The 14,086-nt window shown below is 64.6% G+C and carries 15 protein-coding genes; 8 read left to right on the top strand and 7 right to left on the bottom strand.

Going from position 1 to position 14,086, the window contains the following annotated elements:
• The 3 genes from A5791_RS04295 to A5791_RS25780 form a co-directional block, all read right to left on the bottom strand.
• Positions 1-392, bottom strand: a 392-nt coding sequence (locus tag A5791_RS04295; RefSeq protein ID WP_156660989.1) for a DUF222 domain-containing protein, incomplete at its 3' end; no start/stop codon positions are given.
• A 207-nt stretch (positions 393-599) separates the two neighbouring features.
• Entirely contained in the window at positions 600-1,739 is a 1,140-nt protein-coding gene (locus A5791_RS04290; protein WP_067231631.1) for an amidohydrolase family protein, read from the bottom strand.
• A 191-nt stretch (positions 1,740-1,930) separates the two neighbouring features.
• The gene (locus tag A5791_RS25780; protein WP_082966725.1) at positions 1,931-2,344 is read right to left on the bottom strand and encodes a cold-shock protein; all 414 of its coding nucleotides are present in this window, start codon (positions 2,342-2,344) and stop codon (positions 1,931-1,933) included.
• Between the two features lie 179 nt (positions 2,345-2,523).
• On the opposite strand from A5791_RS25780, the gene A5791_RS04285 reads away from it, so the two are divergent.
• Entirely contained in the window at positions 2,524-2,730 is a 207-nt protein-coding gene (locus tag A5791_RS04285; RefSeq protein WP_067231627.1) for a hypothetical protein, read from the top strand.
• Positions 2,731-2,739: 9 nt separating this feature from the next.
• Here A5791_RS04285 and A5791_RS04280 read toward each other — a convergent pair whose 3' ends face one another.
• Positions 2,740-4,278 carry a molybdopterin-dependent oxidoreductase gene (locus tag A5791_RS04280; protein WP_067231624.1) on the bottom strand — a complete coding sequence of 513 codons (1,539 nt, stop codon included), beginning with the start codon at positions 4,276-4,278 and terminating at the stop codon, positions 2,740-2,742.
• Positions 4,279-4,413: 135 nt separating this feature from the next.
• Between A5791_RS04280 and A5791_RS04275 the strand changes: the two genes are divergently transcribed.
• The 6 genes from A5791_RS04275 to A5791_RS04255 all read left to right on the top strand — a co-directional run bounded on the left by A5791_RS04275 (position 4,414) and on the right by A5791_RS04255 (position 9,626).
• The gene (locus tag A5791_RS04275) at positions 4,414-7,119 is read left to right on the top strand and encodes an NB-ARC domain-containing protein (protein ID WP_082966724.1); all 2,706 of its coding nucleotides are present in this window, start codon (positions 4,414-4,416) and stop codon (positions 7,117-7,119) included.
• A gap of 122 nt (positions 7,120-7,241) precedes the next feature.
• A complete protein-coding gene (locus tag A5791_RS04270) occupies positions 7,242-7,916 on the top strand; it encodes a response regulator transcription factor (protein ID WP_067231616.1) in 675 nt (224 codons plus the stop codon).
• Positions 7,917-8,203: 287 nt separating this feature from the next.
• The gene (locus tag A5791_RS26340) at positions 8,204-8,377 is read left to right on the top strand and encodes a hypothetical protein (protein ID WP_156660988.1); all 174 of its coding nucleotides are present in this window, start codon (positions 8,204-8,206) and stop codon (positions 8,375-8,377) included.
• Positions 8,378-8,404: 27 nt separating this feature from the next.
• Positions 8,405-8,755: a DUF732 domain-containing protein gene (locus A5791_RS04265; RefSeq protein ID WP_067231612.1), complete on the top strand. Its 351-nt coding sequence runs from the start codon at positions 8,405-8,407 to the stop codon at positions 8,753-8,755.
• A 14-nt stretch (positions 8,756-8,769) separates the two neighbouring features.
• A complete protein-coding gene (locus tag A5791_RS04260; RefSeq protein WP_231995797.1) occupies positions 8,770-9,387 on the top strand; it encodes a thermonuclease family protein in 618 nt (205 codons plus the stop codon).
• A 50-nt stretch (positions 9,388-9,437) separates the two neighbouring features.
• On the top strand, positions 9,438-9,626 hold the full coding sequence (locus A5791_RS04255) for an excalibur calcium-binding domain-containing protein (protein WP_067231657.1): 189 nt from the start codon (positions 9,438-9,440) through the stop codon (positions 9,624-9,626).
• Between the two features lie 58 nt (positions 9,627-9,684).
• Here the strand turns inward: A5791_RS04255 and A5791_RS04250 are convergent, their stop codons facing one another.
• Positions 9,685-11,160, bottom strand: a complete 1,476-nt coding sequence (locus A5791_RS04250) for an aldehyde dehydrogenase family protein (protein ID WP_067231608.1) — start codon at positions 11,158-11,160, stop codon at positions 9,685-9,687.
• A gap of 48 nt (positions 11,161-11,208) precedes the next feature.
• Here A5791_RS04250 and A5791_RS04245 point away from each other — a divergent pair, with 48 nt between their 5' ends.
• Positions 11,209-12,288 carry a Zn-dependent alcohol dehydrogenase gene (locus A5791_RS04245; protein ID WP_067231605.1) on the top strand — a complete coding sequence of 360 codons (1,080 nt, stop codon included), beginning with the start codon at positions 11,209-11,211 and terminating at the stop codon, positions 12,286-12,288.
• Here the strand turns inward: A5791_RS04245 and A5791_RS04240 are convergent.
• Together A5791_RS04240 and A5791_RS04235 are read right to left on the bottom strand one after the other, a co-directional pair.
• Complete coding sequence (locus A5791_RS04240; protein WP_231995796.1) at positions 12,285-13,223, bottom strand: epimerase; 939 nt, start codon at positions 13,221-13,223, stop codon at positions 12,285-12,287. The genes A5791_RS04245 and A5791_RS04240 overlap by 4 nt on opposite strands.
• A 17-nt stretch (positions 13,224-13,240) precedes the next feature.
• A complete protein-coding gene (locus A5791_RS04235; RefSeq protein ID WP_067231602.1) occupies positions 13,241-13,951 on the bottom strand; it encodes a 2OG-Fe(II) oxygenase in 711 nt (236 codons plus the stop codon).
• Between the last annotated feature and the right edge of the window lie 135 nt (positions 13,952-14,086).

Genomic DNA, 14,086 nt, shown 5'->3' with positions numbered 1-14,086 from the left:
TGGCTGACCGTGGCCACCCGGGCCAGCTCGGCATAGTGCTCATCAGATCCCTCGGCCGCCCCATGCGCGATCACCCCGATCTGATCCAGCGACAGCCGGCCCTCCTTCATGCCCTGCGCGCAGCGCGGGAACGCCTCCAGCCGCCCCGCCACGGTCGCGATCGTCGCAGCGTTTCCCGGTGACACCCCGGTCTTCCAGGCCACCAACGCCGCCACCGACCGCGCACCGGTAGACCCCCACAACTCCTGGCGATCCACCTCGGCGACGATCTCGACAATGCGCCCATCAATCGCATTGCGCTGACCCGTCAACTCCGCCAACTCCTCAAACAGCACCTCAAGATGCTGATCAGGGCGCAACCCCGCAGTGCCACACGATGCGCTCGACGACATAACCGCATCATTGCAGCCACCTACGACAAATCCGGGCCGCCTCGTCCGCACCAGCGGATATGCCGCCCGCATCAGCGAAGAAATGCTCGACACGCGAAAACCACACGAACTGCGCGGGGTTTAGCGCGGTCGCCCCAGCCAAGTCAGGTTTGCGGCGGCGCGCGCACGCCCGAGCCCGTCGCCTGAGGAGTTCGGAGACCGGGCCGGCTATCGGTTGAGCAACGAGTCGATGTTTGCGTGAAATAAACCGGGCATTTGCTTTGCCTCGCAACCGATTTGCCGATAATCGTCCATCGGCGTCGCGGTTCCCTCGGAGTGCGGATAGTCGCTGCAGAACATGAACACGTCGCCGCTCATCGTGGCCAGCTGCTTGGGGTTCTCGTAGGAGAAAGAGGACACCCGGACATGGTCGAGAAAGTACTCGCTCGGCCGCCGTGACAATTTCGCGACCGGCTCGCCGTTGAGCAGGGTGGTGAAGGCGGACGCACCGTCCAACATCATCAGGAACTGCGGCACCCAGGCGGAGCTCAGCTCGACCACGCCGAGCCGCAGACCTGGATGACGGTCGAAGACGCCGTGCAGGATCAGATCGGACAACGCCAGTGCCGGCGGCACCCACAGAAATACCGCCTCGGTGACCGCGGCCAAGTCGCCCCGTTGATCGCCGGGATACCAGCAATCGTCGAAGACCCGCACCTGATCGGCGACGTGAAACAACGGCGTGACGGCATGGTCGACGAATGCGGACCAGATCCGGTCGTGCTCAGGGTGCGACAGTTCCCGGCCGTCCACTGGCCCGGCGGCGATCATCGCCAGCTCGATGCCCGCGCCCGCCAGCGTATCCAGCTCGGCCTCGAGCCAGTGCGGGTCGCGCAACGTCAGATGCGCGACCGGATGCAGTCGCCCTGCACCTTCGGCTCGCACGACCGCGCACCACCGGTTCCATGCGGTCATGTTGGCGGTCAACGCCGGAAGCGATGGCGACAGGCGGCGTTCCCAGAGCAGCCCGAAATTGGGGAACAGGACTGCCTCATCGAGTCCCGCCTCGTCGAGCCAGCGTAGGCGGGACGCGGGCTGCCAGTAAGCGGCGGGCAAGGCTTCGTCGTACCGGTAGGAGGCGGGCTCGCCGGCCCGCTGACGGTTGCGGTGTTCGCCGCAGGACGCGGTGTTGCCGGGAAGGTGGACGTCGGCTAGGCCGAGGGGAGCGCCGCGCCAGCTGAGCCACGTGTAGCCGAGTTCGTCGTCGATAAGACTCAACGCGTCGTTGCGGGCAGCGGGGTCGATGTGGTCGGCCCACATCGTGCGGCTCTCATAGAGGTGCTGGTCCGAGTCGATGATGCGAGTCACACCGCCAGTTGTCCCACCCCCACTGTGCTAGGTCAAGGCCGGCGTAAGTTCGCGCCCGCTGCGACTGGCGGACGCCCGCCCGAATAGAACTGGAAGCTGTCTCGAAATGGACCATAAACGAGACAACGGTCAGCGGATGGCGGGAATTGTTGATCAGCACTACTCACACAACTGAAGGCAGCTGTGCTCGATTACAAAGATTCAATCCAGCCATATTTATGTGCGAGCGTCTCTAGACCTGTGCGCACTTCGAGAATCTGGTCTCCGTTGAGTGGGTGATCGATATGCAAAAGCATTTCCGTGACAATTCGCTTAAAATCGTCGACCGAGAGAACATCGAAGTAATCGCCGTCTGAGGGGTTTGACGCGTCATCGCTCGCCGGTTTAGCCTCCGTGGCCGGCGTATGTAGACGGACAGCTGTTGCGAACTTTCCCCGAGCGCCCTCTTCGACTTCGAATGACACTTTGAGGCCTGGCCGGACACGTGCTTTATTGATCTCGAGATCATTAGCATGCAGGAATACGTCTTCTCCGCCCGCGTCAGGAGAAATAAACCCGTACCCGCGTACGTCGTCGAAACGAATAACCGTGCCAGCGACTCTCATGAATACCCCTGCTGTAGACCGTGTCGGTGACAATGGTAATCGTGAACCGCGAACGGTGAGCCCGCCTGGTCGCACCCCATGAGGGATTCGGTCCGCGCAGCCTAGCCCGGCAGCGTTCTCGAGTGAGGGTGGTCGCGGCGAGGCGTACATCTCGCTCTCCGGCCGCATAACATCCCCATATGAGAAGGACTTTCGTCGTCACATTCGCATTCGGGCTGCTGGTCGCGGTGTTCGGTCTGATCTGGGCATTGCAGGGCTTCGGAGTGCTTCAAGGCAGCCCGATGAGCAACACCACGACCTGGTCCATCATCGGTCCGATCACAGTGCTGATCGGTCTGATGATTGCGGTAGTCAGTTGGCGGAAGCTCCCTTCCAAAGGACGCTGAGATAGCGCTTCACGTACCCACCACGGTGAAGTCCACCGTGTGCCAGCCGGTGGCGCCGTCCGGCACGCTGCCAGCCTGATCGGAGGTTTGGACAGCTCCCGTGTTGTCGGTGGCGCGCACGGTGATGGTATGTCTCCCAGGGTTTTTCGCCTGCCAAGGGAACCTCCACAACCGCCACGTCTCGTTGGAATAGCTCGCGCCCTGTTCAGCGGGCTGCCACCCGCCGTCGTCGATAAGGACCTCTACCGCCCGCACACCACGATTCTGTGCCCACGCGACTCCGCCGAACATGACGGGCCCGATCGGCACCTTCTGACCACCTTTGGGCACATCGATCCGCGACTCGGTCTTGACGGGTGCACGCGGAGCCCAGCCCTGCCGCGTCCAGTACGCCTTTGCTCTGTCGAAGCGGGTCAGTTCCAATTCGACGACCCACTTGGTGGCGGACACATATCCGTAGAGCCCCGGTACTACCAGCCGGGCCGGGTAGCCATGCTCGATCGGTAGCGGTTGACCGTTGAGTCCGACTGCCAAAAGCGCGTCCCGGCCGTCGGTGAGCGCTTGCACCGGCGTGCCGGCGGTGAACCCGTCAATCGATGTGGAGAGCACCATGTCCGCACCGGCGTGCACACCTGCCGCGGCCAGTAGATCGGCCACCCGGTAGCCCGTCCAGATGCCCGTCGAAATCAGGTTTCCGCCAACGGGATTCGAGACACAGGTCAACGTCGCCGCCTTTTCCACGACGTCGAACTTGGCGAGGTTGTCGAAGCTGTAGGTGGTTTCGCGGTCTACCATGCCGTGGATGCGCAGTCGCCAATCGCGGTGGCTGAGTTGAGGAATGATGAGTGCGGTGTCCACCCGATAGAAGTCGGCACTTGAGGTGATAAAGCTCGGCAGGGCAATGCCATTCGGTTGCACCTCGGCAGGTATCGGTGGCGCCGGCCTGCTGGGCTGGGGAAGCGCGACGCTGTTTCGGTCAGCGGCCACCGAGTGCACCAATCGCGTGATGACGGCACCCGCCACGCCACCGACGACTCCGAAGCCGAGCAATCCGAAGATTACCAATCTGCGCCTGTCGGCATCCGGCTCGTCGGGGTCGGGCCTGTCCTCGTGTCGGGACCAGTACCGTCGGGTGAGTAGGCGCAGGGCCGCGACGCCGGAGATGGCGCCCGCGATGGTGGGGATTGTGTCAAGTGCCGTCGCACCCTGTCGCGAGAGCACCGCGACGCATCCGAGGACGCCCGCCGCGGCAATCACCGCGCTACCGAACGGACGGCGCTGAGTCTCGAGAGACCCGGCGATTGCGGCAATCGCGGCGATCGCCACGAGCACGGTGATGGCCAAGAACAGTTTGTCGAATGAGCCCAGAGTCTGAATCGCCCACTCTTTGATCGGACCCGGTGTCAGGTCGACAACGGCAGAGCCGATCGCGGTACGCGCATCGGCTTGCGCACCGAACGGGATGCCCACCAGCTGGGCCACCCCGAGCGAGAGGGACGCGGAGGCGACGCCAGCGATCATCCGCTCATTCGACGAAGCGACAGCCATCGGAGTTACTGTACTCGCGTTGCCGTGAGTGACCGCAAACGCTTTGTCGCGCAGGCGAACCGACGACACTTACGCGCCGGCGCCGGTCGGCCGCCTGCGGTGTCTCGAGATTCGATTCGCCGACGTTGCCTTGATATGAGTTTTGTGTGTCATCCTGATCGGGTGTCCGCGGGGATGGCCCCTTCGGGGGTGGTGACCTTCCTGTTCACCGATATCGAGGGTTCGACTCGTCGGTGGGAGGCAGACGCGGACGGCATGCGGTACGCGCTGGCCGTCCATGACGACGTGCCGCGCACAGCGATTGAGGACAACGGTGGATTTGTCTTCAGCCATTCCGGTGATGGTGTTGCCGCTGCGTTTGCATCCCCACGCTCGGCTGTCGACGCCGCCGTGCAAGCCCAATTGGAACTTGAGTTGCCGGTGCGAATGGGCATCGCGACCGGGGAGGCCGAACTGCGCGACGGTGACTACTTCGGCGTGGTGCTCAACCGGGCCGCAAGGGTAATGGCCGCAGGCCATGGCGGCCAGGTCCTGCTAGCCGAGTCGACGGCGAGTCTGCTCCATGGAGTGGACCTGATTGATCTGGGACCGCGACGCCTGCGAGATGTACCGGTGCCGGTTGGTCTCTTTCAACTACGGGCGACCGGACTTCGCACCGACTTTCCGCCGCTGCGGGCTTTAGATACGGTTGCCGGAAATCTGCGGCCTGTGACTACCAGCCTGATCGGACGCGAGGCCGAGGTCGAGGAGCTCGGCACCGCGGTGAGGTCCGATTGGTTGGTGACGTTGACCGGGGTAGGCGGCGTCGGCAAGACCCGCTTGGCATTGGAAGTGGCTGCGCGACTGGCTTCTGAGTTCGCTGACGGCGTTTGGGTTTTCGAGCTTGCGGCGGTGACCGATCCCGCGGCGGTGCCTGACGCGGTGGCCGCCGTGCTCGGCGTCAACCAGCAACCCAGTAAGACAGTGAGCGAGTCGATAGCCGCCGCCCTGGAGGGCAGAATCCGGCTGTTGGTGTTCGACAACTGCGAGCACGTGCTCGATGCCGCAGCCGATTTGATCGACACCATCCTTAAGCATTCCGTGACGGTGCGAGTATTAGCCACCAGTCGAGAAGGCCTCGGGCTCGCCCAGGAACGCGTGCGGCCTGTGCGGTCGCTGGACGCGGCAGCAGGGATCGACTCTCCGGCGGTAACTCTGTTCGTCGAACGCGCACAAGGGATTGCGCCGGGCTTTTCGATGGTCGACAGCGATGAAGCTGCCGCGGTCACCGAGATTTGTCAGCGTCTGGATGGGATTCCGTTGGCCATCGAACTCGCGGCATCGCGGATGGCGTCCATGACCGCCAGTGAAGTACGAGACCGCCTTGATCATCGATTTCGGCTGCTGGTCGGTTCACGGCGTGGACTGGAACGTCACCAAACATTGCGCCACGCGGTGTCGTGGTCTTATGACCTGCTCGACGACGCGGAAAAGATGTTGTTGCATCGCTGTTCGGTATTCGCTGGTGGTTTCGGCCTCGAAAGCGCCTGTGCCGCAGCTGGATTCGATGGCAATGACGAGTACGCGGTCCTGTATCGGCTCGATGCGTTGGTGCGCAAGTCGCTGCTCGTGGTCGACCGATCGGCGGGGCGGTCCAGGTTTTCGATGCTGGAGACCATTCGCCAGTTCGCCGAGGAGCAACTCGCGGCGACCGGCGAGGTGGAAAAGGTTCGTACCGCGCACGCCCACCATTTCGCCGGAAAGGAAGCCGACATCCTGGCTCTGTGGGATAGCCCCCGACAGCTGGAGGCGTACGACTGGTTCACAACCGAGTTGGCCAACCTGCGCACCGCATTTCGGTGGGCCGCCGACCACGGCAACCTGGACGCGAGCGCCGCGATCGCCACTTACGCGGCATTCCTCGGCTTCTGGCTCGAAAACTACGAGCCCACCGCCTGGGCCGAAGAGACGGTCGATCCCGCCCGCGCTGTCGACCACCCGCGGCTGGTGTTTCTGTACGCGATGGCGGCGCAGTGCTGGATCGTCGGACGCATCGAGGAGGCTCTCCAATACAGCGACGCCGGGCAGGCTGCGATGCGGGCAGGTCGCGGTGAAGTCCCCTTCGGCGTCGAGGGCGTGCTGGCCAATTCGTACCTGACCATCGGTCAGCCAGATCGAGCGGTCGAGTGGTGTCGCGCCCGGCTTGCAACACAGCGCGCAGCAGAGCCCCGATTGACGGCATACCTGGCCACGTTATTGACGATTGCGGGTTCCGACGGCGAAGCGATCGCCACCGTTGACGGCCTCGTTGATGCCGCCGAGGCCACCTGCAACCCTCACACCATCTCGTTGGCGCTGATGGCCTATGGCTTTGCATGGCGCAGTGCCGACCCCGACCGCGCTCTCGAAGCGATGCGCCGTGGGCTGTCGGTCGCTCACGACAGCGGTAACCGCTTCAATGAATCGCACATAGCCGCCAATCTCGCGCAAGTCGAAGTGGAACGCGACGATCCGCTGTCAGCGCTCGATCACATCAGTCTGGCGATTCGGCACTTGCACGATTCCGGCAACATCGTCACTCTTCGCTCGCGCTTCACGAACCTGGCAATCCTTCTCGACCGGCTCGAACACTACGAACCGGCGGCCACCATCGCGGGTTTCGCTGTCAGCCCACTGACTGCCGCGTCGTTTCCCAAGATCAACGCCGCGATCACGCACCTACGCGAGGTCCTTGGGGAGCAGACATACGAGTCGCTCGCCCGTAAGGGCGCGGGAATGAGTGCCGCCGCCATCACCAGGTACGCCTTCGACCAGATCGACCAGGCGCGAGCAGAACTGCACGCTGCCTCGAAGTCCCTTTGACGCGGATTTGTCCGGCGGATGAAGCAGCAAATGGCTCGCCTCCGGTGATGTTTGCAAACCTCATCGAAATGGGAACTCGTCGGGATCGGAAGTGCGGCACATCGGTTAGCAGGGGTTCAGCGGTGTCTGCGGCAGGCGGGGTTCGGCCAGAGATATCAATCGTCATCATCGACGGCCAGTACGTCGTGCATGCCGGTATCGAAGCGTGGCTGAGCGGGACCGAGCCCCCCATCAAGGTCGTGGGCAACTACTCGTATCCGGCGGAATTCATGTCCGTTGACCCGGCAGCGACATCAGAGGTGGACGCGGTTCTATTTGCACTGCAGTACGACGACGGTCCCGAATTCGGTGCTCTTCGTCAGCTCTGCCAGGCAGGCAATCGGGTCATCGTGTACTCGTACCTCGTCAGCGACGAAATCATCCTGAACAGCCTCGATGCCGGAGCTGTGAGCTACGTGGCCAAGTCTGAAAGCGGCAATCATTTGTTCGAGGCGATCTGCTCGGCACGCACAGATACGCCCTACGTTGCCCCGACGATGGCCAAAGCGCTTCTCAGGGATAGGACCGTGGGTCGGCCGCGTCTAAGCACTCGCGAACGCGAAGTCCTCATCGCGTGGTTTCAGACCGAGAACAAAGAACAGGTAGCCAAGAGGCTCTTTATCGAGCCGACGACGGTCCGTACACACCTGCAACGAGCCCGAGCGAAATACGCGGCGGCCGGCAGACCAGCGCCGACAAAGTCGGCACTCGTTGCCAGAGCGATCCAAGACGGCATCCTCAGCGTCCACGATCTGTGATCGAGCGGGTAGGGAGGCCCGTGAGGGATTAGCGGCGGGATCGGCAACGCGACCACATACCGGCTCCCAGAAGTCGCGATACATATGCCGGGCATCAGTTACGCGACAAGGCTCAAAACCTGCAGCACCCGGTAAACCCAGACCATCTGCACGAGCTAAGTATGGAATTTCACCAACGGGTGCTACAGCCCCTGTCATCCGTTCGGCGGATGGCGACCTGGCAAATCTCCGAATACATTGATGCCCGGGGAAAATCACTCGTCGTGTCCGCAAGCGGATGTTACTGAGTGCACACCAGCAATCACTCAATATCAGCGTCGTGGGCCGCGCCGGTGGCCCGATCGGGGCGGGCTCGCGCATGCGGCTGGCAACACCTGGTTCAGCTACGCCACTACGAGGACACCGTGCTGGTGCGCGTTCAGTCCGGCTACGCGAAGGACGGCCATGACACCACCGCCTGATGCAGGCGCAGCGAACGGAGGCCTGGAATGAGCAGCATTTCCAGAAAGGCGGTCGCCACTGTCGGTGGTCTGGTCGCCGCCGGGATTGTTGGCGCCGCCGGGCTGGCTCCTTCGGCCCATGCCGCCACCGGAGAGGTCGCCTACTTGCAGGCGCTGAACCAGCACGGGTTCACCATCTACGACACCGCCACGGCTATCCAGACCGGGCACACCATCTGCACTCGGCTGAACTATGAGAACGGTGACGACACGGCGCGCTGGCTGTACCTCAACACGCCGTCCTCGAATATTCCGACCATCGCGTCGGCTCAGATGTGGGTGATGGATGCGGTATTCACGCTGTGTCCGTGGCAGTACCACCCCTACAGCTCCGTCTGACAGTGCTCTAGTGGATGACTTTGCCCGATGCGCTCCTGGAGGGCCAGACCGACGAATCCGAATGGAATACAGGGAAGTTCAGCATGACGATGGCGGCGAGTGTGCCACACCGACGCAGCCTGCTCACGGCAGTCGCGATCGTAGTGGTCCTGATGGGAGGGGTGGCGAAGGCCACCCCGGCTCACGCTTACCCACTGATGCCGCCGGGTCTCCAGGGTCCAGTCGCGGTGACGAAAGTCGTTGACGGCGACACTATCTGGGTCAACAACAACGGCAAACGTCAGAAGGTCCGGATGATCGGCATCGATACTCCCGAGACAGTGAATCCACGAAAGCCGGTGCAGTGCTTCGCTTTAGAAGCCTCAGTGCAGGCCCAGGCGATACTCGGCGGGCAGTCCGTGTATCTGGAGACTGACCCCTCGCAGGACGTCGTCGACAAATACGGGCGCACCCTGGCCTACGTCTGGACCAGCTCAGGGCGGCTGTTCAACCTGGACATGATCGCCGATGGCTATGCACACGAATACACCTACTACGTGCCATATCGCTATCAGCAGGACTTCAAGGCCGCCCAGAGCGATGCCCGAGCCCAGGAACGCGGGTTGTGGTCGCCGACTGGCTGTCCGGCATAACAAGACTTGGGGCAAGTGGCCCCTGGAGAAAGAGAAAGCAAGTGAAGAAGATGATTGTCGCCGCCATCGGCGGTGCGCTCCTCAGCGGTGCACTATTGGGAGTCGGGACGGCCCAGGCCGATCCTTACTACAAGAACTGCGCTGAGGCCCGCGCCGCCGGAGTGGCACCGATCCATAAGGGCGATCCGGGCTACCGTCCCGGTCTTGATCGTGACAACGACGGCATCGCCTGCGAATAGCTCTGCCGCATGCCGTTGGGGTAGCGGTCAAAACGTCGCCGGCTACGCGATACGGCCGCTAACCGGGAACCGGGTGCCGGACGAACGTCCGCGGCTGGGTGAACGCCCGGATCCCCTCGACTCCGAGCTCGCGGCCGATGCCCGACTGACCGCAGCCGCCGAACGGCAGCCGCGGATCCTGTGCGGCCATGCCGTGGCAGTTGATGCTCACCGTGCCGGCCACCAACTGCCCGGCGATCCGGTCGGCAAGCGTGTCGTCACCGGTCCACACCGACGCGGTAAGCCCGAATTCGGTTGCGTTGGCGGCAGTTACAGCATTGTCGATGTCCTCGTAGCCGAAGATCGGCAGCACCGGGCCGAACTGCTCCTCGGTGGCCAACGCGGAGTCTGGGGCCAGGTCGGTCACGACGGTCGGCAGCACGAAGTAGCCGCCCGCGTCGGCGTCGGCTTCCCGGATCCGTCCGGCAGTCCGGATTCTGGCGCCATGCGCCTCGGCGTCGCCGAGCAGCCTGGCGACGCGGTCTCGTCCGGCCGCGGTGTGCAGCGGCCCAAGGGTGGTCTCCTCGGCGAGCCCGTCGCCGATGACTTCGCGTTCGCAGCGGGTGAGCACCGCCTCGGCGAGGTCGCCCACCAGATTCGTGGGCGCATACAGCCGCTTGATCGCCATGCAGACCTGCCCGCCGGTGGTGTACGTCGCGGTCACCAGGCGCTCCACCAGCTCGTCGGTGACCTTGATGTCGGGACCGATGATCGCCGCGTCGTTGCCGCCGAGCTCGAGCAGCACCGGGGTGAGCCGCGCCGCGGCCGCGGCCATCACGGCACGCCCGGTGGCTATGCCGCCAGTCAGCGAGATGAGGTCGATGCCCGGATGGGTCACCAGCGCCTGCGCCAGCTCGCTGCCTGGCCCGGACAAGACGTTCACCACCCCGGGCGGCAGTGCGCCAGCCATCGCTCCGGCGAGCTCCAACGCCGCCAGCGGACACGTCGGGGGCACCTTGACGACGCACGTGTTGCCGGCGACTAACGCCGACGTGAGTTTGGTCATCGTCAGCGCGAGCGGCCAGTTGAACGGCAGCACCAGCGCGGCCACCCCGAACGGCTCCCGTTGCAGCCGCGGGTATTTCGCCGGAGGGTCGATTGGCTCGGGCGCGAGCGCGGCCTCGGCCATCGACCCGATCAATCCCGCCAGGCCCGGTGCGGTGTTGATTTCGAACGTCGCCTCCGCGAGCACCTTGCCGTGCTCACGGGTGTACAACGGCGCGCCGTCATGTCCGATCAGGTATTCAGCGGCAGCGTTCGCGGCGGCCGATATGACGGCGACGCGCTCGGCGACGCTGAGCGCTCGCCATCCGGGAGCCGCCCGCCGCGCGGCGGCCACCGCTGTGTCCAGCTGGCTGAGGTCAGCGGTCGGGGCGTGGCCGACGACCTCGGCCGGCCGGGCCGGATTGTGGACCGGGTAGCTGCCGGCGCCTCCCGGCTGGGGCTGTCCGCCGATCGTCAACACCGGTTGCGTTGTCGTCGTTGAACCCGTCATAACCCAGCTCCTTGACCCGGCGCGGTCGTCCAGCCATCGTAAGTCGATATGAAGGCTGTCGTGCTGCGTGAAGTTGGGCAGCCCACCGCTGTGGAGGAGCTTGAGCTACGCCGGCTGGCCGGCCACGAGGTGCGGGTTCGGCTGGCCGCCAGCGGCGTATGCCATAGCGACCTGTCGCTGCGCGACGGGTCCATACCGACGCTGCTGCCGTGCACGCTTGGTCACGAGGGCGCCGGGGTGGTCACCGAGGTGGGCGACGACGTCACCACCGTCCAGCCGGGGGAGCACGTCGTACTGACGTGGAGCGTGCCATGCCGGTCCTGCCCGCATTGCCTGCGCGGCGAAACCGAATTGTGCCTGCACAGCTACGACCACGTCTACGGCACTCCGTACGCCGAGGGCGCTGGCCCCGTGTGGCCCGGAATGGGCGTCGCGTCGTTGGCCGAAGAGACGCTGCTACCGGCGGCGGCGGTGGTGCGGGTCGACGAGTCATTGCCCCTCGATCAAGCCGCGTTGCTGGGTTGCGGCGTTACCACCGGGGTCGGCGCGGTGATGCACACAGCGGCCGTCCGTCCGGGAGAGAGTGTGCTGGTAATCGGTTGCGGCGGTGTGGGTTTGGCTGCTATCCAGGGGGCTCGGTTAGCGGGTGCGGCGCGGATCATCGCCGCCGACCGGATGGCAGCCCAGCTTCCCGCGGCCGTCGCCAATGGTGCGACCGACACCGTCGACGCGAGTGACGTCGACCTCCCGACCGCCGTGCGTGACCTCACCGGCGGCGCCGGGGTCGATCACGGAATCGAGGTGGTGGGCAAGCCCGCGACCATCCGCGCGGCCTACGAGGCCACCCGTCGCGGCGGCAAGGTCACTTTGGTGGGTGCCGCCGGTCTCAAAGATGAGGTCACGCTTCCCGCGCTGTCGTTGATGTCCGATGGCAAGAAGATTCAGGGCAGCGTCTACGGGGCAAGCGACCCGGTCCGCGATATCCCGGTGCTGGCCGAACTTGCTTCAAGCGGCCGGCTGGACCTCGAGGCGCTGGTGACCCGTCGCATCGGGATCGACGATGTCGAGACGGCGTTCACCGATATGAGTGCCGGACGGGGCGCACGCAGCGTGGTCTGCTTCGACTAACTCAACAGGTCCGCCAGGGCCGCGTCCAGCGTTGGGAACATGAACTCAAAGCCGGTGTCCCGCAACACTGTCGACGTAGCATGCCGTCCGGTCAGACCCAGCGCGGGATCGGTGCGCAGCACCGCCGCGCCGAGTTTCACGAGCGCGGCGGGGGTAGGCGGAGCTGCCGGCCGGTGCAGTTGCCGGCGCAGAGTCGCCATCAGCTCGCGGTTGCGCACCGGGTGATCGGCGGCCGCGACTAGGACGCCGGCCGGCATGGTCACTCCCGGTGTCAAGCCCAGACACGCCCGCACGATCGCCAGCCAGTCCGACAAGTGAATCCAGGAGAACCACTGGCGCCCCGTGCCAACCCGTCCGCCCAATCCGTATTTGGTGAGCCCGACCAGTCGGGTCAGGGCGGGGGAATCCGGGTCGAGCACTACCGCGGTGCGCAGGATTACGCCGTGGCGCGTGTTGGCGCCGGCAAAAGCTTGTTCCCACGGCTTTGCCACGCCGGTCATCTGCGGTAGCCCGGTCGGCAGTGGTGTGGTTTCGTCGCAGCGGGTCTCGCCCGCGTCCGACCAGATCGCGGTGGTACTGGCCTGAATCCAGTGTGCCAGCGGGGATTTCAACTGTGTGCTGGCCTCGACGAGGGCTCTGGTTGCCAGCACTCGGCTGCCCCTGAGCTCGGCGATGTTGCGGGGGGTGGGCCGGCAGTCCACCAGTTTTCCGGCCAGGTTGATGACGGCGGTGTTGGCTCCGTCGAGTTCGGCGGCCCAGTCGCCCAGAGTGCGGCCATCCCACGGCACTTGGCGGATGTCCAGTGCCGGGTTGACGCGACGGGTCAGGACCACCACGTCGTGGCCGCCGGGGGCGAGGTCGGCTGCGATGCGGCGGCCCAACGATCCGCTGCCACCCGCGAGGACTACCTTCAGCCGTTCTGGGGTCGTGTTCACCGCCGCGACGATAATCGTCAGGCGGCGTCGTGGAAAATCAGCCCCATGGCATAGCGTTCGCCGGAACGGACCGTCGAAAGTCCGTGCCGCACGGGCGCGGCCGACCACCCGCGCTTGGACTGCAGTGGTCGCTCCCGAGTGGTGAACACGAAACCATGGCCCTGCGGCAATTGCATTGCGGTACCGCGAGATTGGGCCCGCGGCCGCTGTTCGACGAGCAGGAACTCGCCGCCGGTGTAGTCGCGGGCGGGATCGCTCAGGTTGATCACCACCTGAAGCGGAAACACCAAGTCGCCGTAGAGATCCCGGTGCAGGGCATTCCAGTCGTCGGTGCCGTACTTCAGCATCAGCGCGGTAGATCTGGTCTGGCCGGCGGCATGGCACTTGGCCAGCCACTCGTCAAGGCTGTCCGGCCAGGGGGCATCGCGCCGCAGCTTGCCCCACCAGTCGCGTGCTATCGGCAGTAGCCGGGGATAGAGCGCCTGCTTGAGGCGTTCGATCGGTTCGGGATAGGGCGCCTGGAAGTACCGGTACTGTCCGGCGCCGTACCGCTTGGGTGCCATGTCGACGGTCGAGCGGAACAAGCTGTCGTCGGCGTAGAGCTTGCGCAAATGCGCCGCCTCGCTGGTGGTGATCAGCTTCGGCAACAGGGCCCCGCCATATTCGTTGAGCGCAGCGGTGATCGCGTCCCAATCGCCGGAGTCGACGCGCTTTTCCCACTGAGCCATCGGTACTCCAGTCCTGTCTGTGGCTGTTCTACCAGTAAGCAACATCGGACGAAAGTGGACCCGCAGTTACACGCGCCACTTCAGCACCGATCCCGATGGCACCAACCGAGTCAGAAAACTGCTAGCGCATGTGAT

The sequence above is a fragment of the Mycobacterium sp. 852002-51163_SCH5372311 genome (assembly GCF_001667115.1).
GTDB lineage: Bacteria > Actinomycetota > Actinomycetes > Mycobacteriales > Mycobacteriaceae > Mycobacterium.
Note: the sequence above shows the minus strand (reverse complement) of the source record. Positions and strands in the feature narration are given on the sequence as shown.